Origin of the sequence: Desulfomicrobium baculatum DSM 4028 (genome assembly GCF_000023225.1) — a bacterium.
GTDB lineage: Bacteria > Desulfobacterota > Desulfovibrionia > Desulfovibrionales > Desulfomicrobiaceae > Desulfomicrobium > Desulfomicrobium baculatum.
Map to the genome: position 1 here is coordinate 2,104,560 of NC_013173.1, position 21,506 is coordinate 2,126,065.

The 21,506-nt window shown below is 60.2% G+C and carries 20 protein-coding genes; 11 read left to right on the forward strand and 9 right to left on the reverse strand.

Annotated elements, in window-relative coordinates; all coding sequences use genetic code 11:
• Positions 1–4 precede the first annotated feature (4 nt).
• The 4 genes from DBAC_RS09250 to potA are packed head-to-tail and all read right to left on the reverse strand — an operon-like array spanning position 5 to position 3,780.
• Positions 5–1,033, reverse strand: coding sequence for an extracellular solute-binding protein (locus tag DBAC_RS09250; protein ID WP_015774028.1), 1,029 nt, complete (start codon positions 1,031–1,033; stop codon positions 5–7).
• Positions 1,030–1,794, reverse strand: a complete 765-nt coding sequence (gene potC, locus DBAC_RS09255; protein WP_015774029.1) for a spermidine/putrescine ABC transporter permease PotC — start codon at positions 1,792–1,794, stop codon at positions 1,030–1,032. The genes DBAC_RS09250 and potC overlap by 4 nt, the downstream gene beginning before the upstream one ends.
• Positions 1,794–2,645 carry a spermidine/putrescine ABC transporter permease PotB gene (gene potB / locus DBAC_RS09260; RefSeq protein WP_015774030.1) on the reverse strand — a complete coding sequence of 284 codons (852 nt, stop codon included), beginning with the start codon at positions 2,643–2,645 and terminating at the stop codon, positions 1,794–1,796. Before potB ends, potC begins: the two co-directional genes overlap by 1 nt.
• Positions 2,635–3,780 carry a spermidine/putrescine ABC transporter ATP-binding protein PotA gene (gene potA / locus DBAC_RS09265; protein WP_015774031.1) on the reverse strand — a complete coding sequence of 382 codons (1,146 nt, stop codon included), beginning with the start codon at positions 3,778–3,780 and terminating at the stop codon, positions 2,635–2,637. Before potA ends, potB begins: the two co-directional genes overlap by 11 nt.
• A 267-nt stretch (positions 3,781–4,047) precedes the next feature.
• Here potA and DBAC_RS09270 point away from each other — a divergent pair, with 267 nt between their 5' ends.
• Genes DBAC_RS09270 through DBAC_RS09285 form a run of 4 tightly spaced genes read left to right on the forward strand, consistent with a single transcriptional unit; the run spans position 4,048 to position 7,773 of the window.
• Entirely contained in the window at positions 4,048–5,604 is a 1,557-nt protein-coding gene (locus DBAC_RS09270; protein ID WP_015774032.1) for a bifunctional ADP-dependent NAD(P)H-hydrate dehydratase/NAD(P)H-hydrate epimerase, read from the forward strand.
• Entirely contained in the window at positions 5,580–6,035 is a 456-nt protein-coding gene (locus DBAC_RS09275) for a CBS domain-containing protein (RefSeq protein WP_015774033.1), read from the forward strand. The genes DBAC_RS09270 and DBAC_RS09275 overlap by 25 nt, the downstream gene beginning before the upstream one ends.
• Positions 6,032–6,508 (forward strand): tRNA (adenosine(37)-N6)-threonylcarbamoyltransferase complex ATPase subunit type 1 TsaE, encoded by a 477-nt coding sequence (gene tsaE / locus DBAC_RS09280; RefSeq protein ID WP_015774034.1) that lies wholly within the window; start codon positions 6,032–6,034, stop codon positions 6,506–6,508. The genes DBAC_RS09275 and tsaE overlap by 4 nt, the downstream gene beginning before the upstream one ends.
• Positions 6,509–6,522: 14 nt before the next feature.
• Positions 6,523–7,773, forward strand: coding sequence for a replication-associated recombination protein A (locus DBAC_RS09285; protein ID WP_435050779.1), 1,251 nt, complete (start codon positions 6,523–6,525; stop codon positions 7,771–7,773).
• Between the two features lie 420 nt (positions 7,774–8,193).
• On the opposite strand, the gene radA is transcribed toward DBAC_RS09285, so the two are convergent.
• Genes radA through DBAC_RS09310 form a run of 5 tightly spaced genes read right to left on the reverse strand, consistent with a single transcriptional unit; the run spans position 8,194 to position 14,232 of the window.
• Positions 8,194–9,525 (reverse strand): DNA repair protein RadA, encoded by a 1,332-nt coding sequence (gene radA / locus DBAC_RS09290; RefSeq protein ID WP_015774036.1) that lies wholly within the window; start codon positions 9,523–9,525, stop codon positions 8,194–8,196.
• A gap of 53 nt (positions 9,526–9,578) precedes the next feature.
• Positions 9,579–10,730 carry a DUF3426 domain-containing protein gene (locus tag DBAC_RS09295; RefSeq protein ID WP_015774037.1) on the reverse strand — a complete coding sequence of 384 codons (1,152 nt, stop codon included), beginning with the start codon at positions 10,728–10,730 and terminating at the stop codon, positions 9,579–9,581.
• Between the two features lie 38 nt (positions 10,731–10,768).
• Positions 10,769–11,293 (reverse strand): hypoxanthine phosphoribosyltransferase, encoded by a 525-nt coding sequence (hpt, locus tag DBAC_RS09300; protein WP_015774038.1) that lies wholly within the window; start codon positions 11,291–11,293, stop codon positions 10,769–10,771.
• 31 nt (positions 11,294–11,324) lie between these two features.
• Positions 11,325–11,792, reverse strand: coding sequence for an N-acetyltransferase (locus DBAC_RS09305; RefSeq protein ID WP_015774039.1), 468 nt, complete (start codon positions 11,790–11,792; stop codon positions 11,325–11,327).
• A 28-nt stretch (positions 11,793–11,820) separates the two neighbouring features.
• A complete protein-coding gene (locus tag DBAC_RS09310) occupies positions 11,821–14,232 on the reverse strand; it encodes a homocysteine S-methyltransferase family protein (RefSeq protein WP_015774040.1) in 2,412 nt (803 codons plus the stop codon).
• Between the two features lie 178 nt (positions 14,233–14,410).
• Between DBAC_RS09310 and DBAC_RS09315 the strand changes: the two genes are divergently transcribed.
• The 7 genes from DBAC_RS09315 to tkt all read left to right on the forward strand — a co-directional run bounded on the left by DBAC_RS09315 (position 14,411) and on the right by tkt (position 21,505).
• A complete protein-coding gene (locus tag DBAC_RS09315) occupies positions 14,411–15,481 on the forward strand; it encodes a sigma-70 family RNA polymerase sigma factor (RefSeq protein WP_015774041.1) in 1,071 nt (356 codons plus the stop codon).
• Complete coding sequence (locus DBAC_RS09320; RefSeq protein ID WP_015774042.1) at positions 15,471–16,244, forward strand: HD domain-containing protein; 774 nt, start codon at positions 15,471–15,473, stop codon at positions 16,242–16,244. The genes DBAC_RS09315 and DBAC_RS09320 overlap by 11 nt, the downstream gene beginning before the upstream one ends.
• Before the next feature lie 86 nt (positions 16,245–16,330).
• A complete protein-coding gene (locus DBAC_RS09325; RefSeq protein WP_167320929.1) occupies positions 16,331–17,938 on the forward strand; it encodes a tetratricopeptide repeat protein in 1,608 nt (535 codons plus the stop codon).
• Entirely contained in the window at positions 17,935–18,705 is a 771-nt protein-coding gene (locus DBAC_RS17910; protein ID WP_015774044.1) for a hypothetical protein, read from the forward strand. Before DBAC_RS09325 ends, DBAC_RS17910 begins: the two co-directional genes overlap by 4 nt.
• Before the next feature lie 20 nt (positions 18,706–18,725).
• Positions 18,726–19,052: a hypothetical protein gene (locus DBAC_RS09335; protein WP_015774045.1), complete on the forward strand. Its 327-nt coding sequence runs from the start codon at positions 18,726–18,728 to the stop codon at positions 19,050–19,052.
• The gene (gene rpiB / locus DBAC_RS09340) at positions 19,053–19,502 is read left to right on the forward strand and encodes a ribose 5-phosphate isomerase B (RefSeq protein WP_015774046.1); all 450 of its coding nucleotides are present in this window, start codon (positions 19,053–19,055) and stop codon (positions 19,500–19,502) included.
• Positions 19,503–19,531: 29 nt separating this feature from the next.
• Positions 19,532–21,505, forward strand: a complete 1,974-nt coding sequence (gene tkt, locus DBAC_RS09345; protein ID WP_015774047.1) for a transketolase — start codon at positions 19,532–19,534, stop codon at positions 21,503–21,505.
• Position 21,506: the final 1 nt, after the last annotated feature.

Here is a 21,506-nt window from a genome sequence, read left to right on the forward strand (position 1 = left end):
TACGCTACTGCGTTTTGAGCCGCATCCAGCATTCTTCGTAGGCTTTCACGGCCGGTCCCAGGTCGGTCTCGAATTCGCCCCGGGCCATGTCTTCAGGCGCGGGATAGACAATGGCGTTGCCGCGCACGTCTTCGGGAAGAATTGCCTGGGCCGCCAGGTTCGGAGAGGAATAGCCCATCTCCTGACAGATGAAAGCCGCCACTTCGGGACGCAGGAGGTAGTCGATGAAAAGGTGGGCGTTGTCCGTGTTGGCCGCATTTTTGGGGATGCAGAGATTGTCGACCCAGAGACTGAAACCTTCGGTGGGGTATACGTAGCGGATGTCCGGATTTTCGTCCGAAGCGATGTAGGCCTCGCCGTTCCACAGCACCGCCGCCTGCACCTCGTTGTTCAAGATGGCCTGCTTGGGGGAGTCGGAATCAAAGACGCGCACGCTCGCCATGAGCGGCATCAGAAGCTCGCAGGCTTCGGCCACTTTGGCCGGGTCGGTCTCGTTGAGCGAATAGCCCAGTCGCTTCAGGCCCATGCCGAGCACTCCGCGCATGTCGTTGGGCAGCAGGATTTTGCCTTTAAGTTCCGGCTTCCACAGATCGGCGTAGGAAGTGACTGCAGCCGCGACCGGGTTCGTGGTATTCACGGCGATGGCCGTGGAGCCCCACATGTAGGGCACGCTGTAGGTGTTGTCCGGATCAAAGGACTGGTTCATGAGCTTGGGATCAAGATTGCCCAGATTGGTCAGTTTGGATTTGTCCAGGGGCATGAGCAGCCCCTCCTTGTGCATGCGAGCCACGAAATCCGTGGACGGCACGATGAGGTCGTACCCCTTGGCATCGACCATCCTGATCTTGGCGTAGAGAGCCTCGTTGCTGTCGTAGGTGGACATGATGACCTTGATTCCGGTCTCTTTGGTGAAATCCTCAAGCACGCTGTCCGGCATGTATTCGGACCAATTGTAGACGTAGAGTTCCTTGGATGCCGCCAGGGCCTGGGTGGCCAGCATGAGGCACAGGACCGTGAATACCAATCGTTTCATGATTTCTCCTTCAGGAAGCGCTGCGACACGAAGACAGCCACAACGGTTATAAGGATCATGATCGCGCACAGGGCATTGACCTCGGGCTTGAGTCCCAGGCGGACCATGGAATAGATGCGCAAAGGCAGGACCTCGAACGTGGGTCCGGTGGTGAAGAAGCTGATGATCACGTCGTCGATTGACAGGGTGAAACTGAGAAACCACCCGGCCAGGACAGCGGGAAAGACCATGGGCAGGACCACATGCCTGAAAACCTCGTACTCGCCCGCCCCGAGGTCCCGGGCGGCTTCCACCACGTGCGGGTCGAACCCCTGCAGACGGCCGTAGACGGTGATGCTGACAAAGGGCACGCACAGGGTGATGTGGGCCATGAGCAGGGTCCAGAACCCCAGCGGCAGGGACAGGGCCATGAAGAGCACCAACAGCGAAATGCCGATGACGATGTCCGGAGACATCATCATGACGAAAAGCGAGGTGTGGATGACCTTGCGCGACGGAAAGCGCCAGCGCTGCAGGGCCATGGCGATGAGCGTGCCCAGGATGCTTGAGCAGGTTGCCGCCAGCGCCGCGATAAGCAGCGAGTGCAGGGCCGCCTGCATAAGCGCGGTGTTGCCGAAGAGCTTTACATACCAGTCAAGGGTCAGGCCCTTCCATGCCATGGAAAAACGGGACGAGTTGAACGAATAGGCGACCATGACGCCCAGCGGCAAATACAGGAAGACAAAAACCAGCGTGACGTAAAGAATGCGCAGCTTTCGCATCAGGCCTCCTTCCTGCCCAGCCGGGCAGCGCTCTTCCAATAGAGAAGGAGCATCACGCCCATGAGCACGGTCAGGGTCACGCTGGCCGCCGCGCCCAGCGGCCAGTCACGGGTGGTCAGGAACTGGTCGCGAATGAAGTTGCCAAGCAGCATGGCCTTGGCCCCGCCGAGCACGTCGGACACGTAGAACATGCCGATGCCCGGCAGAAAGACCAGCATGCAGCCGGAGACGATGCCGGGCATGGTCAAAGGCACGACCACCTTCCAGAACGCCCGCCAGGGGCTCGCGCCCAGATCCCGGGCAGCTTCAAGATAGCGGCGGTCGAGGCGCTCCAGGGCCGCGTAAAGGGGCAGGATCATGAACGGCAGCAACGTGTACACAAGGCCCAGAACCACGGCGCCGGGGGTGTACATCATGGCCAGGGGCGAATCGATGATGCCCAGGGTCAGGAGCACATTGTTCACGATGCCGCTGGAGTTGAGCATAGCGGTCATGGCGTACGTACGCACCAGAGAATTTGTCCAGAAGGGGATGACCACCAGCAGGAGCAGTGTGTTGCGCAGCGGCTTGGGGGTCCGGGCCAGAACGGCGGCAAAAGGATAGGCCGTGACGAGGCAGATGACCGTGACCAGTCCGGAGAGACGCAGGGAAGACAGCAGAATGTCCAGATGGGTCGCATCCATCAGCCGGGCGTAATTGCCGAAGGAAAAACCGGGTTCGATGAAGTTCGCGGAGGACGTGGAGCTGAAACTGGCCAAAAAGACCAGGACATTGGGTACAAAAGCAAAAATCGCCATCCAGGAGATGGCGCCGACAATGACGGCGAGCTTGAAGAAGCCGTCATTTTTCATGCGGCAGCACCACTTCCCATCCCTCGACCCAGCTCACGGCCACCCGGTCGGCGGCCCGAAAATACACGGTCTCGTCGTCCTCGTTGAAAAATTCCGTGGCCGTGACCGTGCCGCCGGCATCGAGCCGGACCACGACGTCATAGGTCGCGCCCTTGTAGATGGTCTCCTCCACCGTGCCGACCAGAGAGCGGTCACGGGCAAAGACGTCTTCCAGCTCCGGGTCCTCGGCCAAGTCCTTCAGGGTCTCGACCCGCAGGTCCTCGGGGCGCAGCAGGATGTGCACCTTCTCGCCGGGCCGGAAGGCATGACTGGTGCGCATGAACACGTCGAGCCCCTGGGCCCGCACCCTGGCGCGACCCTCGCCAAGCTCCACCACCTCGGCGTCGATGATGTTGATCTCACCCACGAAGCGGGCCACGTAGAGGTTGCGGGGCTCCTCGTACACGCTGACCGGGGTGCCGATCTGCTCGATGTGGCCGTTGTTCATGACCACGACGCGGTCGGACATGGAAAAGGCCTCTTCCTGATCGTGGGTGACCAGGACGAAGGTGATGCCGAGCTTGCGCTGCAGGTGTTTCAGATCAAGCTGCATCTGCTTGCGCAGCCGGTAATCGAGAGCGGAGAGAGGTTCATCGAGGAGCAGGACGAGGGGCCGGTTGATGATGGCCCTGGCAATGGCGACGCGCTGTTGCTGCCCGCCGGAGAGTTTGCCGACCATGCGCGTATCGAAACCTTCGAGCTGGACCAGCCGCAAGGTCTCGCGGACTTCGGCGGAGACTTCGGCAGCCGGGCGCTTCTTCATGCGCAGCCCAAAGGCGACGTTGTCGAACACGTTCATGTGCGGAAAAAGGGCGTAGCTCTGAAAGACCGTATTGACATTGCGGCGCTCCGGAGGGAGATCGGTCACGATCTTGCCGTCAATGGATATGGATCCGGCAGTGGCGCTTTCAAAGCCGGCCACGAGGCGCAGGATGGTTGTCTTGCCGCAACCCGAGGGTCCAAGGATGGTCAGAAACTCGCCGCGCTGCACGTCGAGGGACACGTCCGTCAAGGCATGCTGACCATCATAACTCTTTGCCACGTTCCGCAATTGAACGATCGGCAATGCCTGGCTCTGCGCCGCAGAATCCGTCATGATCCCTCCGGACAAATAATTCAGCCGGGGCGCAGACTTGGCGACACTTCCCAGCAAGCCCTTTTTTCTGGAGAAGATAGAGTGCCGAGTCAAGGACAATTTTCCCGCATGCGTCATACCCCCTGTGCAAGATCGTGAGGAAAAGGACATGGCTGGCGCATGGCGAAAAATAATGGCACAGACCCTTCGCATACCATAGCGGCTGCCACCCGGCCGTGACTTCCACTTTGGAAGGCGCAGATAAAGAGCTCACATGAAGGAGATCAAATGGTTACCCTTTTGCCCACTCCCGAGGAAATGTCCCGCTGGGACAGACTGACCATCGATGAGTTCGGGCTGTCCGGACAAATCCTGATGGAAAACGCCAGCAGGGCCGCTCTCTATGCCCTTAAAAAAGAATTCGGCCCCTTGCGAGCCGCGTCGGTCATGGTTTTTGCCGGTCCCGGCAACAACGGCGGCGATGCCTTCGCCCTGGCCAGACATCTGGTCAATCTGGGAGCGACGGTCCTCATCCTGCACGCCAAGCACCTCGCGCAATATACCCAGGATTCCGCCTACCATCTGAAGCTGGCCATGGACATGGGCATCCCCTGCTCCTACCTGCCCGAATACGAGATGGATCTGGTGCCAAGGATCGACATTATCGTGGACGGCCTGCTCGGAACCGGCTTCGAGGGACCGCTGCGACCCAATGTGCAGGCATGGATCAAGTCCATCAACAAATTGGGCGTCCATTCCTATGTCCTGTCGCTGGACATCCCTTCGGGGCTCAGCGGCACCACGGGCCAGCCCATGCCTCAAGCGGTCGAAGCCGACCTGACCGTGACCTTCGAGGAGGCCAAGCTCGGACTCTTCCTGCCCCCGGCCAAAAAACATGTGGGCAAGCTGGTCACGTCCAAGATCGGCATTCCACGCCACATCAAGGACCAGCACCCCACCGCCCACGTTGCCCTGGGGCCGGACCTTGCGGATCTGCTGCCTGAACCGGGCGCGACCATGCACAAGGGAGACGCAGGACATATTCTGATCCTGGGCGGCTCCCCCGGCCTGACCGGCGCGCCCATGCTTGCGGCCCGGGCGGCCTTTCGCTCCGGCGCCGGACTGGTCAGCATCGCGTGTCCCAAGGCCCTGACTTCGGCCTACGGAAACTTCCCCGAAATCATGACTCTGGGACTCGGCAATTCGGACCAATGGTGCTCAGGTTGCTTCGATTCCCTGCTGCCGAGTCTTTCGCGCTACTCGGCCGTGGTCTTCGGCCCCGGCCTTGGCCGCACCGACGGAGCCATGGCCTTTCTGGAACGCTATCTGGCCCAGCCTCACGCCAGAACCCTCTACGATGCCGACGCCCTCTTCCTCCTGGCCCAGCGCCCCGACCTCCTGGCCCTCATCGGCCCGGACGCGGTGCTGACCCCGCATCCCGGCGAGATGGCCAATTTCTTCGGCGTCACGGCCGGAGCCATCAATCTCGCCAGGGCCAGCTATGCAAGGGAATTTTCATTCGGACGCTGCGTCAATCTGGTCTTGAAAGGTGCGGCGACCATCGTCGCCGGACACGAAGACCCCATTTCCATCTCACCCTTCTGCGCCCCGAACCTGGCCATTGGAGGATCGGGCGACGTGCTCGCCGGAATCATCGGCAGCCTGATGGCCCAGGGGCACCCGCCATTGACCGCCGCCCGGATCGGCGTGTATTGGCACGGATATGCGGGCACCCAGCTCGCCAATGATTTCCCGTACCGGGGCAACACCCCCATGGAAATCGCCGATTACCTGCCAACCGCCTTGAAGGAGTGGAAAAAATGCGTACAGCTCAAGATATCATGACCACCGAGGTCATCACCATCAGCCCCGAAGCAGACATCACCGAAGCCGTGAAAATCCTGCTCGACAAGGGTGTCAACGGACTTCCAGTGGTCGACAGCACCGGCCAGCTGGTCGGCATCCTGTGCCAGAGCGATCTGGTCCGCATGCAGAAAAGCCTGCCCATCCCCTCTCTTTTCACCCTGCTGGACGGCTTCGTGCCCATGTCCTCCTCGGCGCTGCTTGAAGCCGAGGTCAGGCGCATCGCCGCTTCCAAGGTTTCCGACGCCATGAGCGCGAAAGTGGTCACCATCGGCCCGGACATGACCATCGACGAAATCGCGGCTCTCATGGTCGACAAAAAATTCCACACCCTGCCCGTCACGAGCAAGGGCCAGCTGCTGGGTGTTGTCGGCAAGAAAGACGTCATCAAAACCCTGATCCCTCATTCATGATCATTGTCCTGACCTCTCTTGAGGCCACCGCCGCCCTGGCCCGCGCCTTTGCGGCCTGCATCGCCGCCAGTCCGGCCCTGCCTCCCGTGCTTCTGCACGGGCAGCTCGGGGCCGGAAAGACGACCTTCATCCGCGAACTGGTCCAGTCTCTGCCGGGAAGCGAAAACGCCGAGGTCAGCAGCCCCAGCTTCAATATCCTGAACCTTTACCCCACGACGCCACCCGTGGGGCATTTCGACCTTTACCGCACCGAAGGACGGAACTTCGATCCCGATCTGGAAGAGACACTCTTCGCCCCGGATCATTTCTGCTTGCTTGAATGGGCCGAGTACCTCCCCAGGGAGTATATGCCCGACTCCCATCTCGACATGGTCTGGACGGCCGAAGCAGAGACCAGAACCGTTACAATCGCCGCCCACGGACCCGAAGCCCAGGCCCTTCTGGAGTGTCTGGAAAAGGCCACAAGCATTTAGCCGGAATCATCATCGTGGCCCAAAAACGCCCTCTCGCCGAATCCCTGCGCCCGGAGTCCCTCGACGACTTTATCGGCCAAAGCCATTTTCGCCAGCGCCTGCGCACCCTGATGCAGTCCAAGGACCTGCCGAGCCTTCTGCTCTTCGGACCTCCCGGTTGCGGCAAATCCACCGTGGCCCTGCTCCTGGCCAAACACGCGGACAAGCCCTTTGTGCGGGTCAGCGCGCCCGAGGTGGGAATCACCGCCCTGCGCAAACAGATCCAGGACAAGGAAATCCTTATCCTGGACGAACTGCACCGCTATTCCAAGGCCCAGCAGGATTTTTTCCTGCCGCTGCTGGAGACGGGCGAACTGACGCTTATCGCCACGACCACGGAAAACCCGTCCTTCAGCGTCACGCGCCAGCTTCTCTCCCGGCTGCATGTATTGCGCCTGCGCTCGCTGGGCATGGCCGAACTGGTGGACGTAGGCAAGCGGGGCATGGAAAAGCTGGATTCGCTCATTCCGGAAAAAAGCCTGGAACTTTTAGCCACCCTCTCGGGCGGGGACGCGCGAACCATGCTCAATCTCGTGGAATTCGCAGCAGGACTTGAAGAAAAGGACCTGGAACCCGATCAGCTCAAGACCCGCTTGCCGGAAATCGTGCTGCGGGGGGACAGGGAGGGCGACTCCCATTATGAACTGGCTTCGGCGCTGATCAAGTCCATCCGGGGCTCGGACCCGGACGCGGCCCTGTATTACCTGGCCAGCCTGGTGGAAACGGGCGAGGATCCGCGCTTCATCTGCCGCAGGCTGATCCTTTCGGCTGCCGAGGATGTGGGCCTGGGCGACCCCATGGCCCTGCCCCTGGCCGTGTCCTGCGAGCAGGCGGTGGAACGCATAGGCATGCCCGAGGGCTGGATTCCCATGGCCGAAACCACCGTGTATCTGGCCCTGGCGCCCAAAAGCAACTCGGCCTACGCCGGCTACCTCTCGGCCATCAAAGAGATCCGCACCAACGGGCCCAAGCCCGTGCCCCTGCACCTGCGCAACGCCTCCACCAGCCTGCAAAAGGAATGGGGCTATGGCCAGGGCTACAAATACCCCCACGCCTACCCCGAAGCCTGGGTCGAGCAGGATTATCTGCCCCCGGAACTCAAGGGACGCGTCTTCTACCAGGCCAAGACCCAGGGCCACGAGGAACGCCTGGCCCTATGGACCCGCAAGCTCAAGGCTTCGCGCCAAAGACCCAAAGGAAAGGAAACCAAGGATTGGACGGGTTGAGAGAAATTCAAGGCCTGGACGTACCTTGGCGGACTCGCATGCGGGAATGACATCCTGGCAGGACGGTCGGACGATCACAATAAACTGCGCCATACCCTCTTCCCAGCCCAAGACTCGACCCGAGCGGGGTGGGCTGATGCGGACGAGGGTCGCCGACTGTCTGACCGAGCCAGGCATCGTTTGCCCAATCGTTGCCGGGCGTCTTGCCCCGGCTTGACGCATCGGCACGCAACGATTCGGCATTACGAGGCCCGCGAGGGAGTTTCGGCGGCACTCGTCCGCATCAGTCCACTCCGCGACCGCACACCTCTTTCGTCAAACCGAGTAAAAGACAACCACCCCGCCCTTCGGCCCCCCCCCTTGGCAGGAGGGGAATTCTTGTATCCGCAAAAGTAAAGAAAGCTCAACCCGTCTACACAATCATCCCTGCCCCGCCTGCCCGAACAGCATCTTCTGCACATCCGAGATCCTCGTCCATCCCTTGCCCTTGGCCCCGGTCTTGGGATGGACCATGGGCGCGTAGCCCAGATTCGCGGCCTGGCGCAGCCGCACATCGTGGCCCGTGACCGGCCGGATCTGGCCGTTCAGGTCCACCTCGCCCCAGAACACCGCGCCCTCGGGCAATGGGCGGTCATAAAAAGATGATAATATGGCCGCGACAATCCCCAGGTCCAGGCCGGGGTCTTTCATACGCAAGCCTCCGCCGACTTTGGCATAGACATCGACCTGGCCCAGGCTGATCTGCAGGCGCTTCTCCATGACCGCGATGAGAAGGTGCAAACGGTTGGCGTCAAAGCCCAGGGCAGTGCGCCGGGGAAAAGCCAGGAACGTTTTGGTGACCAGGGCCTGCACCTCGACCACAAAGGGCCGCTGGGACTCCATGGACATTACCAGGGCCGTGCCCGAGAGGGCCGTGTCGCGGGCCTGCAGGAAAAAGGTCGAGGGGTCCTCGATGACGCTCATGCCCTTTTCGCGCATCTCGAACAGCAGGATCTCGTTGGACGGGCCGAAGCGATTCTTGACCACTCGCAGAATGCGGAAAAGGTGCTCCTTGTCCCCTTCTAGGTACAGGACCGTGTCGACCATGTGCTCCAGCAATTTGGGGCCGGCGATCTGTCCGTCCTTGGTCACATGCCCGACCAGGATGACCGTGACTCCGAGCTGCTTGGCCCGCTCGGTCAGGGCCGTGGCCACGGCGCGGACCTGACTGACGGAACCGGGCAGACCCTCGACGCTGGATGAAATCATGGTCTGCACCGAGTCCACGACAATAAGCGCGGGCCCGTCCTCCATGCAGACCAGGATGTCATCCGCCTGGTTGGTGGCAAGAACGGTCAGCCTGCCACCAAGCATGCCCAGACGCTCGGCCCGGCTGCGAATCTGGGACAGGGACTCCTCGCCGGAAACATAGACGACGCCCTTGCCGGAATTTTCCATGGACGCGGTCACCTGCAAGAGCAGCGTGGACTTGCCGATGCCCGGCTCCCCGCCGAGCAGGATGACTCCTCCGGGCACGAACCCGCTGCCCAGAATTCCGTCCAGCCCGGAGAGCTGCGAGCTGACCCGGTCCTCCAGGAGCGTCGGCAGTTCGCGCAGGTCAACGGGACGGTTCAGGGGAAAATCCCTGACCGGACCGGACTTTTGCAGTGCCGGCTCCAGGGTGTTCCAGGCCAGGCATTTGGGACACTGCCCCTGCCAGCGGGGGCTGACAGCCTTGCAGGCAGTACACACGTAAGCGCTCTTTGTTTTCATGAGGGAATAAAAAAGGCAGACTTGCGCCTGCCTTTCGTGGGTCAAAAGTTTTGCTATTGTTGCGGGACGCTGGACTGGATCACTTCCAGCCCGAACTCTTCCACGGAGTCCGGAGTCTTGAAGAACACCGCCATGAACGGCACGGAAGCTCCGGGCTGGATATTGGTATTGTTGGTCAGAATGCCGACCTTGGCGGTCAGGGCCGTCTCGATGTCCGCCCGGGCGGAAACCTGAAGCTGGTACAGGGAGACGACATTGCCGCACATGAATTCCTGCGTCGCGACTTCCGCTCCCTGTCTGTCGAAGAGGGAGGCCTTGATGCGGATCAGTTCACGCGCCTCGGGAAAGCGATTCACGGCTTTGCCTTCGATAATGAAGAGCTGGCCTTCCTTTTCGTTGGGGACAAAGTACTGGCGTACATTTTCCAGAGCGATCTGGGCCGCGCCTTCCCTGACGACCGCATCCGGCGCTGTCGCAGGCGCGCCGGGTACTGTGGGTCCGAGCCCGAGCAAGCCCGGCTTCAAAAAATAAACCCCTGCGACGGCAGAGGCCAGCAGCAGGACAACAAGGCCGATGATAAGCCCCATGCTCCCGGTCTTCTTGGACGTGGGCGGGGTTCTCCTGCCGGGTGCCGGATCGTGATCCAGCTGATCGGTCAGCGGCTGCTGAAACGCGCCCTGAAGATCGGCAATCATTTCCTCATCCACAGAGGCTTTTGATGAAGTCCTGGACTGTTTCTCTTCTATGAGCGCCGTCAGGTCATCCTCAAAGGAGGCACTCGCGGAGGAAATCGATGACGCCGTGGGCTTTTTCTCGTCAAGCATGGCCGCGAGATCGTCTTCAAAGGAATCGGCTTCGGCCGAATTCCTGGAAGCCGAAGACTTTGCGGATGCGGGAACAACCTCGTTGTCCCTGAACAGAGCCTCCAGATCGTCCTCGAAAGAATCGACCGGCTGCCTTGGAGCCGAATCATTTTTTTGGCCTTCCCTGAAGGAAGGCGCAAAATCATCACTGGATGGCTCTTCCCCGGCCCCTCTGGCCTCCGGAACCGCCTGGGGCGCCGCTTCGGGCTCGTCGTTGTCGATGGGGCGGAACACGGTGAACACGTTCTTGCAACGCGTACAACGGACCTTGCTGCCGTCGTGTCCGATCTTGCTTTCATCCAGATTGTATTTGGTGGTACACTCAGGGCATTGAACGAGCATGGCCTTTCCTTGAAAAAGTTCAGTCTGGAGGCAGGGGTCTATGCTTCCGAGAATTTAAGATCGTAAATGCCGTCAAGTTCTCTGTATTGTTCGGCGTAGTCAAGTCCATAGCCGACGATATATCCTTTATCCAGTGGGAAGCCCACAAAATCTACATTCACATCCACCTCGCGACGCTCTCTCTTGTCGATCATGGCCGCGATCTTGATGGATTTTGGGCTACGCGCCTCAAGAACCTTGATCAAAAAACCCATGGAATGGCCCGTATCGACGATATCTTCGACGACAAGCACATGCTTGTCCCTGATATCGATTTCCATATCCTTGGAGAAAACCATCTTTGATTTGCGGGAAGTCTGATCCGCATAACTGGAAAGACGGACAAAATCCATGGTTGGATGGATGGTCAAATTACGCATCAGATCAGTAAAAAATGCGTAGGCGCCCTTGAGCACGCATACGCAAACCAACGGTTCATCACCGTAATGGCTGGATATTTCCCGACCCAGTTCCTGGGCTCTTGCTTCAATTTGCGGACGGTCAAAAAGCTGTACAAATTTCATGAACTCTCCCGGAGAACCAACATGTCATAACTTACAATTCAATCATCATGGCCACTTCGTCGCATTCAGGAAACTGGGGGCATTTGAGACAGTCGGCCCACACCTTCTGCGGCAGGATATCCTTACTCACTTCCGAAAATCCCAGCTTCTGAAAAAAGGGAACCTGATAGGTCAAGGCGAATACCTTGTAAACACCAAAGGTCACGGCGTCGCTGACGCAAAATTCCACCAGCCTGCGCCCCAGGCCCTGGCCTTGAGCGCTCTCGGCAACCACCAGCGAACGGACTTCGGCCAAGGCTTCCCACGTAATGGTCAGAGCGCAGCAACCAGCCATCGTTCCGGTTTCCACATCCTCGGCCACAATGAAATCGCGCAGATGGGAATAGAGCTCGCCGAAAGACCGGGGCAGAAGGAGCCGCTTGGTGGCGCAATCCATAAGCAGCCGGTGAATGGCTTTGACATCGGCGATGGTCGCCTTTCTGAGAATATATTTTTCCATGCGTGCTCCCGCTTGAATCTTTGAAAACTCAGGCCGAGCGGACCTCGGCGCACAACCGGGTGGCCACCCGAACCGCCGCCACCGCGTCGTCGGCATAGCCGTCGGCGCCGATCAGGTCCGCATAGGACTGGCTGACCACCGCGCCACCGATCATGACCCGGCAGGCAAGGCCCTGCTCGCGGACCAGACGCACGGTATCCTCCATGCGGACCATGGTCGTGGTCATGAGCGCGGACAGGCCGATGACCGAGGCCTTGTGGGCCATGGCCGCCGCGACAATGTCCGCGGCCGCCACATCCTTGCCCAGATCGACGACATCATAGCCGAAATTTTTAAGCATCAGACAGACGATATTCTTGCCGATGTCATGAATGTCACCCTCTACCGTGGCCATGACAATGGTGGCCTTGGCCTCTTGACCTTCACGCACGAGCAGGTGTTTGATGGACTCGAAGCCGATCTGCATGGTTTCGGCGCATAAGAGGAGCTGCGGCAAAAAATACTCTTTCTTCTCGTACTTTTCCCCAACCTTGGCAATGGCGGGGATCATCTCTCCGTCGACAAGGACAAAAGGGTCCTCACCAGCCGCGATGCGCTCGCGCAAAAGATCGACGATGCGATCCTTCTGCCCCTTGATCACCGCCACGGCGACAGGGCTGCCGTCCTCATCGACCGCAGTGGAAGCGACCGCGGCCACGGGATTTCCCGGGTTCCATCCGGCATAGGAGGCGATGAAGCCTGCGGCCTGGCTGTCCCGGCCAAGAAGCACCTCCGCCGCCGCCAGATTCTCGCGGATGCGCGCGGCGTTGGGGTTGGCGATGAAAGAGGTCATGCCGACGCCCATGGCCATGGCCAGAAAGGTCGAATTGATCAGGTCCCGGGCAGGCAGGCCAAAAGAGATGTTGGACAGGCCCATGGTCGAGCCCAGCCCCCAGCGCTCCCGGCAGTGCCGGATGACTTCGAGGCAGGCCTTGGCCGCCTCGGGCTTGGAAGACACGGTCAGGGCCAGAGCATCGACCAGGATGAGCCGCCTCGGAATGCGCAGGCTCTCGGCCTTGATCAGAAGTTCTTCGATGATGGCCAGGCGCTCGGCCGCCGTAACGGGCAGCTTGCGTCCCTTAAGCGGCAGCAGGATGAACGGCGCGCCGTAATCCCGGCACAGCGGCCCCAGAGTCTCCATCCGCTCTTCCTCGCCGCTGATGGAATTGACCAGAGCCGAGCCCGGATAGGCCTCAAGGCCTGCCCTGATGGCCGAGATGTCGCTTGAATCCAGGCACAGAGGAATGGCATGGGCGCTGGTCAGGGCCTGCACGGCCAAAGGCAGCATGCGCGCCTCCTCGACCATGGGCGCGCCCACGTTGACGTCCAGAAGATCGGCTCCGCGCGCGACCTGCTCCTCGGCGTAGGTCATCAGGCGACGGGTCTCAAGGCGCTGCAGTTCGGCCGTGAGTTCAGCCTTGCCCGTGGGATTGATCCGTTCTCCGATGATCCGGCAGGGGCGATCAAAGCCGAACTCGACCGCCTGGGAACGGGACGTGACAATCAGGCAGGGAGGAGCGGAAATTTCCTGACGCCGTACGGTCTTGCCTGCGCAAAGCGCGGTGAGGGCCTTGATGTGCTCCGGCGTGGTGCCGCAGCATCCGCCAAGACAGGAGACGCCCACGTCCACGAGGGTCGAAACCGTGGCCGCGAAAGGATCCGGGGGCAGGCGAAACACCGTGGCCCCGTCCACCAGTTCGGGCAGGCCCGCGTTGGGCTCGATGAGCACCGGGGTCCGGCTGACGCGGAGCATGGCTTTGGCGACCTCTATCAGCTGCTCGGGGCCCGCGCTGCAATTGGAGGCGATGAGATCCACACCCATGTTTTCCATGGTCTGGGCAAAGACTTCCGGGGTGGTCCCGGTCAGGCTGACTCCACCCTCGAAGGTCATGCTGATGCCAACGGGCAGATCGCAGACCTCGCGCGCGGCCACGACCACGGCCCTGGCCTCGGCCAGATCGAAGTGGGTCTCGCCCAGGATCAGGTCGGCTCCGCCTGCCGCCAGGCCGCGAATCTGCTCCTTGAAAACATCCACCAACCCGCGAAAGGAGATGTCGCCCAGAGGCTTTATCATCTTGCCTGTGGGTCCGACGCTGCCTGCCACGAAGACCGCATCACCCACGGCTTGACGCGCGGCGCGGGTCATGGTTTCATTGACCTCGAACACGTCAAAACCCTGCGGGAGCTTGTACCGGGTCGCGCCAAACGTGTTGGTGGTGACCACATTCGCCCCGGACCGGGCGTATTCTGCATGGATCGACGCGACAACATCCGGCCGCCCCATGCCGAATTCCTCGGGGGACTGACCGGCCTGAAGGCCACGACGCTGGAGCAGGCTTCCCATGCCCCCGTCAAAAATAAGAACGTTTCCGCCCTTGAGTGTCTGGCGAAAATCGCGCATTTCAACACCTCACGTAGTTCAAAAATTCACACTCCGGTGAACGAAGTGCCCTACTGAAAATCATTGAAAAGGACAAACAAAAACTCTATGATGGAAAACTCTGAAAAATCGGATTGATTCTTCAAAACAATTCTCGCGGAACAGCCCTGGGCACCTTCTTCCACTTTTACAGCACGTGATGCCCAAGAACCACCTCCAGTCACGCACCATCATGAATCCCAATCAACGACCCGAAGACAATGCTCTGGATGAAGAGCTCGAAACACCCTTATCAGAGGACACCGAAGAATTCGATGACGATGTCGTCGACGATTCCGACACGATCGACACTGTCGATATCGATGAAATCGCCCCGCTGGTCCTGGCCACAGTCCCCCGACGCGAAGTCGCGACCCTGGACCCGCTGCATATCTATCTTCAGGAAATCAAAAAATTCAAACCCCTGGAACAGGACGAAGAATTCGATCTGGCCAGGCGCTACCGGGACGAAAAGGAAGAGCAGGCGGCCTTTATCCTCATCACCTCCAATCTGCGGCTGGTGGTCAAGATCGCCATGGATTTCCAGCGGCGCTGGATGAAGAACGTGCTCGACCTGATTCAGGAAGGCAACGTGGGCCTCATGAAGGCGGTCCAGAAGTTCGACCCGGACAAGGGCATCAAGTTTTCCTATTATGCCTCGTTCTGGATCAAAGCCTATATCCTGAAATTCATCATGGACAACTGGCGCATGGTCAAGATCGGAACCACCCAGGCCCAGCGCAAGCTGTTCTACAACCTGGGCAAGGAGCGCCAGCGCCTGCAGGCGCAAGGATTTGACCCGACGACATCCACCCTTTCCAAGAATCTGCAGGTCTCCGAAGCCGACATCGTGGAAATGGGTCAGCGCCTGGGACAACACGATGTGTCCCTGGACATGAAGATCGGGGACGACTCCAGCTTCACGCCCATGGATTTCATTCCGGCTCTTGAGGCCGGGATCGAGGAACAGATGGCCGCCGACGAGATCAGCGTGCTCATCCACGACAATATTGACGCCATACGGGACGGCCTGAACGAAAAGGAACTCGACATCCTGGAGCAGCGTCTTCTGGCCGACTCGCCTATCACCCTGCGCGAAATCGGTGACAAGTACGGGATCACCCGGGAACGGGTACGCCAGATCGAAGCCCGTCTGCTGCAAAAGATCAAGGCCCAGATGTCGAGCACCATCCAAGATTTCTCCTCAGAATGGATTGAACATGAAGAATGAAACATTACTTCGCATCAAACAGGAAAGCGCCGCTGTCACCCCCGACGCCCTGCCCAGCTTTTATACGGCCATGAGCGCGGAGCTTGCCTCCGCCCGGGACACGTTCTTTTCGCACCCCATGGTCCTGCGTTGCCGGGAGGATGTGCTGCCCTTCCTGAACGACGAGTTCGGCCATGGCATCGACCACTCGAAAAAAGTCGCCATCGAGTGCAGCGCGCTGATCCTGGGCGAAGCCGATGCGCTGGGGCTGGAGCAGGCCCGGCGGCTGAGCCTTTTGGCCATGCTTGCCGGCCTGCTGCATGACACCTGCCGACTTGAAGGCGATCATGCCACGCGCGGGGCCGACCTTGCCCTGCTGATCCTCCGTGACTATCCGCTCACGGACGAGGAAAAACAGATGATCGCTGACGCGGTGCGCTGCCATGAAGCCTTTTCCGCGCCGGCCGAGTTCGACCATCACGGCACGCAACTCCTGGCCGACGCGCTGTACGACGCGGACAAATTCCGCTGGGGGCCTGACAATTTCATCACCACCTTATGGGAAATATGTAATTATCAGGAGTGGACCCTGCAGCAGATTCTGGATAAATTTCCCGCCGGGCTGGAGGTGGTTGCGTCTATCCAGAACACGTTCCGCACTCCTGCCGGAAAAATTTACGGGCCGGAATTCATTGAACTGGGGCTCGACATGGGCAAAAAAATTTACCAAATAATCCAGGCATTTTGTAGAAAAAATGACTGCTCCGGACACATCACTGCATGATCAGAACGCTTGTCCATCGGCTCCTTCTTTCCGCCGCCTTAGCGGCTTCCCTGGGGTGCGCCCACCGAACCGAGCCGCTGCCCCCAATGACACCGCCCGCTCCTGTACCGGCTTCATCCGAAGCCGAGGCCATCTATTCCTATCTGGCCTATCGCGAACTGCTGCAAGAAGACAAAAATGACCAGGCGGCCCAGGCGCTTGAGCAGGCCATCGCGCTCAAGCCCACGCCCGAACTCTATCTTGAACTGGGCAACCTGCACTGGCGCGCCTCCAGATTTTCCGATGCCCTGCTGGTCTTGAACCAGGGCCTGACCAGCTACCCGGACTCGGAAGCCCTGCTCAGCACCCTGGCCAAAACCTATGCGGCCCAGGGTCGTTTCGACGACGCCGTGCTCGTCCTGGACGACTACCGCAAAAAGCACCCCGAACAGATCGAACTGGCCCACGAAGCGGCGCTTTATCGTCTGGAGCAGGGAGAGTTCGGCGAAGCTGTGGACAGGCTGAACGCCATTCCGGAAAAAGACGTCAACCAGACTACGAAATTTCTCCTCGGCAAGGGCTTTTTCGGTCTTGAGCTCTATGACAAGGCGATCACCGCCTACCAGCAGGCCGTGGCCATCGACCCCGAATATTACAACGCGTGGATAGAGCTTGGACTGACATACGAGGTACAGAAAAATTATATCGACGCGGAACGCGTTTTTGCCAAACTCGTCGATTTGGGGATCGGGAACCAGCAGATTCTCTTTCGCCTGATCGAACTCAACTTGAAGCTCAACAATCCCGACCAGGCCCTGTCCTATGTGGAGCAGGGCTCGGATGATCAGGCGCTGGTTCTGGAAGCGGTCAATCTGCTGCTCAACCAGGACTTCTATGACCACGCGGCGGAACTTCTGGACCCCATGGCCCTGGAAAATCCGATCCCCAGCGATGCGCTTTTTTTCCTGGCCGTGCTGGAATACGAAGGCCGCGATAATCCGGACAAGGCCATGACCTATCTGGAAGCCATACCTGCGGGGCATCAGCATTATGAGCGCAGCCTGATATTCCGCATCCACCTTCTCTACCAGAAAAACGACAGGGCTACGGCCAAAGAGCTCTGTCTGTCGGCCATGACGCTTTTTCCCAAGCAACCTGAATTCCGCATCATCATGGCGGAGATCCACGAATTTGAAAAAGAGTACCAGCAGGCGCTGGACGTGCTGCTCAAGGCCACGGGAGTCTGGCCGGACAACACGACCATCCTTTACCGGCTGGGCCTGATCTACGATCGCATGGATCACCGGGACCAGGCCATGATCATGATGGAAAAGGTCATCTCCAAAGATCCCGAATACGCCGATGCGCTCAATTATCTGGGCTACACCCTGGTGGAACTGGGTCGCAACCTGGAACGGGCGGAGGTGCTGATCGAAAGCGCCCTCAAGGTCAAGCCCGACAACGGTTACTTCGTCGACTCTCTGGCCTGGGTCTACTTCAAACAGGGCAAAAACAAGCGCGCCTGGCAGGAGATCAAGCGTGCCGTTCAGCTTGTGGACTCGGACCCGGTCATCTGGGAGCATTACGGGGACATCGCCCGCGCCATGGGATTTATCACCGAGGCTCGCCGAGGTTATGCAAAGGCCCTGGATCTTGAAGGCGAAAACGCCGAAGAAGTGCGGGCCAAAATGAATGCTCTGGGCCGCACACGATGAAGAGCCTGACTCTGCTCATCCTGCTCGCCCTCCTCGGAGGATGCGCGCCGCAGATACCGATTCAGGACCCGGCCGCCGTGTCACGCATCTGGTCCACCCTGCATCCGCGGTCCTCGTCCGGGGACCGCGTCACGGCCCGGTTTTCCATGCACGTGGCCAGCAGTGAACGCACCGGCCGTCTGGTCGGGCAACTTTGGGGCTACCCCGCGTCCATCATCCGCATGGACCTGTCCTCGGGCGCTGGAGCCTCGGTGGCCATGATCCGCGAAACTCCGGACCTCTGGACCGCCTACATCCCCTCGGAAAACAAGGCCTATCACCATGCCCAGGCCCAGGCAGGGCTGGCCCTTTTTCAGATCCCCGTGCCGTTCAACGCCAAGCAGATCAGCAGTCTGCTCAGCGGCGATCTCGGACCAATCCTGCCGCCGGAATACGCGTCTGCCCATGGCACCAGGGAAGGCCGCATCCGTTTCAATTTTTCCACAGGCAGCGTGGCCTATGTGGAAGCCCCGGAAAACATGGAAATGCTGACCCTTGGCGGCAGGCAGGGCTGGACGCTTACCTGCGAAGGGCCCTACACCGCAGCGGCATTTCCAGACCATGTGCTCTACGACAAATACACTTTTTCATCCCCCCGGGATGGCAAGGCCGTGCTCCGGATCAAATCCCTGGAAGCCGGCGGAGAATGGCAGAACCGCGACCTGGACCTGAACCTGCCCCAGGACGTGCAATGGATGCGCATCACATCCACGCCTCAGTACAACTAAAACTTCATTGGAGGGAGTGAATGCTCAAAGACACGTTAAAACCCGTCACCAACGGTTTCAAGCTCCTTGCCAGCGAGGGCAAGTGGGTATTCATCAAAGGCTTTCGGCGCTGGGAAATCCGGCAGATGGAGAAACGTCTGGCCGAGGAATATCAGAACCTGGGCAAAAGCTATGCCGCAAGTCAGACCAAGGGCGAAACCTTCGACCCCAAGGCAAGCGACAATGACCTGACCCTGAAGCAGATCAGCTTCCTGCAGGAAGAAATCGCTCATCTGGAACAGGAACTTGCCTCTACCCGGTCCGAATATGTCAAGAATCGCGCTGAAAAACCCGGCACCGAGGTCTAGATGCGCACCATCATCTTCGGCTCCGACCACGCAGGCTTCGGCCTCAAGAACATTCTGATGGAGCACCTCGCAGGGCGCTTTGACACCGTCGATGTCGGCACCCACTCTCTGGAGAGCTGCGACTACCCGAACATCGCGGGAAAATTGGCCACGGAAGTGATCGCGCTTAAAGCCACCGGCATCCTTATCTGCGGCTCCGGCATCGGCGTATCCATCACCGCCAACCGCTTCGAGGGCATCCGCGCCGCCCTGTGCGCCAACGAGTACATGGCCCGCATGAGCCGCATGCACAACGACGCCAATGTGCTGTGCATGGGCGAACGCATCATCGGCGTGGACCTGGCCAAGGCCATCGCCGACGCGTTCCTCGGCACCGAGTTCGAGGGCGGACGCCACCAGCGCCGCGTGGACCTGATCGACCGGCAGACCCCTTCACATCAACCATCATAACGCCTTTATCGCACATCACGAGAACCATCATGACCACCAACGCTTCCCCAATAGATACCAAGGCCGTCAACGTCATCAAGGGCCTGATCATGGACACGGTCCGCGCCTCCAACTCCGGCCATCCCGGCGGGGCCATGTCTTCGGCCGACTATGCCTATGTCCTGTTCAAGGAGTTCCTGAGCTTCGACCCCAAGGACGCCAAATGGTTCAACCGCGACCGCTTTGTGCTGTCCGCGGGTCATGAATCCGCCCTGCTTTACGCCCTGCTGACCTTGCAGGGCAACCTTGGCGTCGAGGATCTCAAGGCGTTCCGCCAGTTTGGCAGCAAGACCCCGGGACACCCCGAGCACGACATGACCGACGGAGTCGAAGCCACCACAGGGCCACTCGGCCAGGGATTCGCCATGGCCGGCGGCATGGCCGTGGCCGAAGCCTTTCTGCGCGAATATCTGGACGCCGAGAGCGCCGGACACTTCACCTACGTGCTGGTTTCCGACGGCGACGTGCAGGAGCCCATTTGTCTTGGCAGCGCGGCCCTTTTCGGCCAGTGGGGACTGGGCAGGCTCATCGCCTACTATGACAGCAACAAGATTCAGCTGGCCGGTCCGACCTGCCGGGTTGACAACATCGACCACAAGGCTCTCTTCGAGAGCATGCGCTGGCAGGTCATCGAGATCGACGGCCATGATCACGAACAGATCCGCAAGGCCATCCTGGCCGGTCAGGCCGAAACCTCCAAGCCGACCCTGATCATCGGCCATACGACCATGGCCAAGGGCTGCGCCACCCTGGAAGGAAGCGAATCCACTCACGGATCCCCCCTGCCGGAAGCGGAAATCAAGGCCACCAAGATCAAGCTCGGCCTGCCCGACGAGGAATTCCACCTGCCCGATGATGTGCTCGATACCTTCCGCTCCCGCTTCGCGGCCCTGCGCAACGGCCGCCAGGCCTGGGACAAGGCCCTGGCAGCAAAACTCGCCGATTCGGCCTTCGCGGCCAAATGGGAAAACGCGACCACCCCGGCCTGCCAGCGCAGCCTGAACTGGCCCGAATTTGAATCCGGTGCCGGCGTGGCCACGCGCAAGGCTTTCGGGGCGTGCCTCGGAGCCATGATGGAGCAGCTGCCCACGCTCATGGGCGGCTCGGCGGACCTCGACCCGTCCAACCAGACCGTCAAGTTCCGTGAAACCGTGGGCATTTTCAACGCCACGACCAATGCCCTGGGCCGCAACCTCTGCTTCGGCGTGCGCGAGTTCCCCATGGGCGCTATCCTGAACGGTCTGGCCCTGCACGGCGGCATCGTTCCCTTCGGCGCGACCTTCCTGGTCTTCTCCGACTACGAGCGCAACGCCATCCGCATGTCCGCCCTGCAGCACCTGCCGGTGTTGCACGTCTTTACCCACGATTCCTTTTTCGTCGGCGAAGACGGACCGACCCACCAGCCCATCGAGCATGTCAGCTCCCTGCGGCTGATCCCGAACCTGCTGGTGCTGCGCCCCGCCGACGCACGCGAAAGCGCGGCATGCATGGCCGTGGCCCTGAAGCAGAAGTCCCGCCCCTCGGTGCTCATCTTCACCCGCCAGGGCCTGCCCGTGCTGGAGCTGCCCCAGCCTTTGGAAGAGCATGTGGGCAAGGGCGCCTACGTGGTCCGCGACCCCGAAGGCGCGGCCCCGGAAATGCTGCTGCTGGCTTCCGGCTCGGAAGTGCATCTGGCCGTGGAAGCGGCCGAGGCGTGTTCGGAGCTGAAAATCCGCGTCGTGTCTGTGCCCAGCATGGAACTTTTCGACGAGCAGAGCGCCGAGTACCGCGAAGCCGTCATGCCCCGCTCCATCACCCGCCGCGTGGCCATCGAAGCCGGACGCACGGACCTGTGGTACAAATACGTTGGGCTGGATGGAAAGGTATGGGGCATCAACCACTTCGGAGCCTCGGCTCCGGCCGGGGTGCTGAAGGAAAAATACGGATTCACCACCGCCAACCTGATCAAATTCATAAGGGAATAGC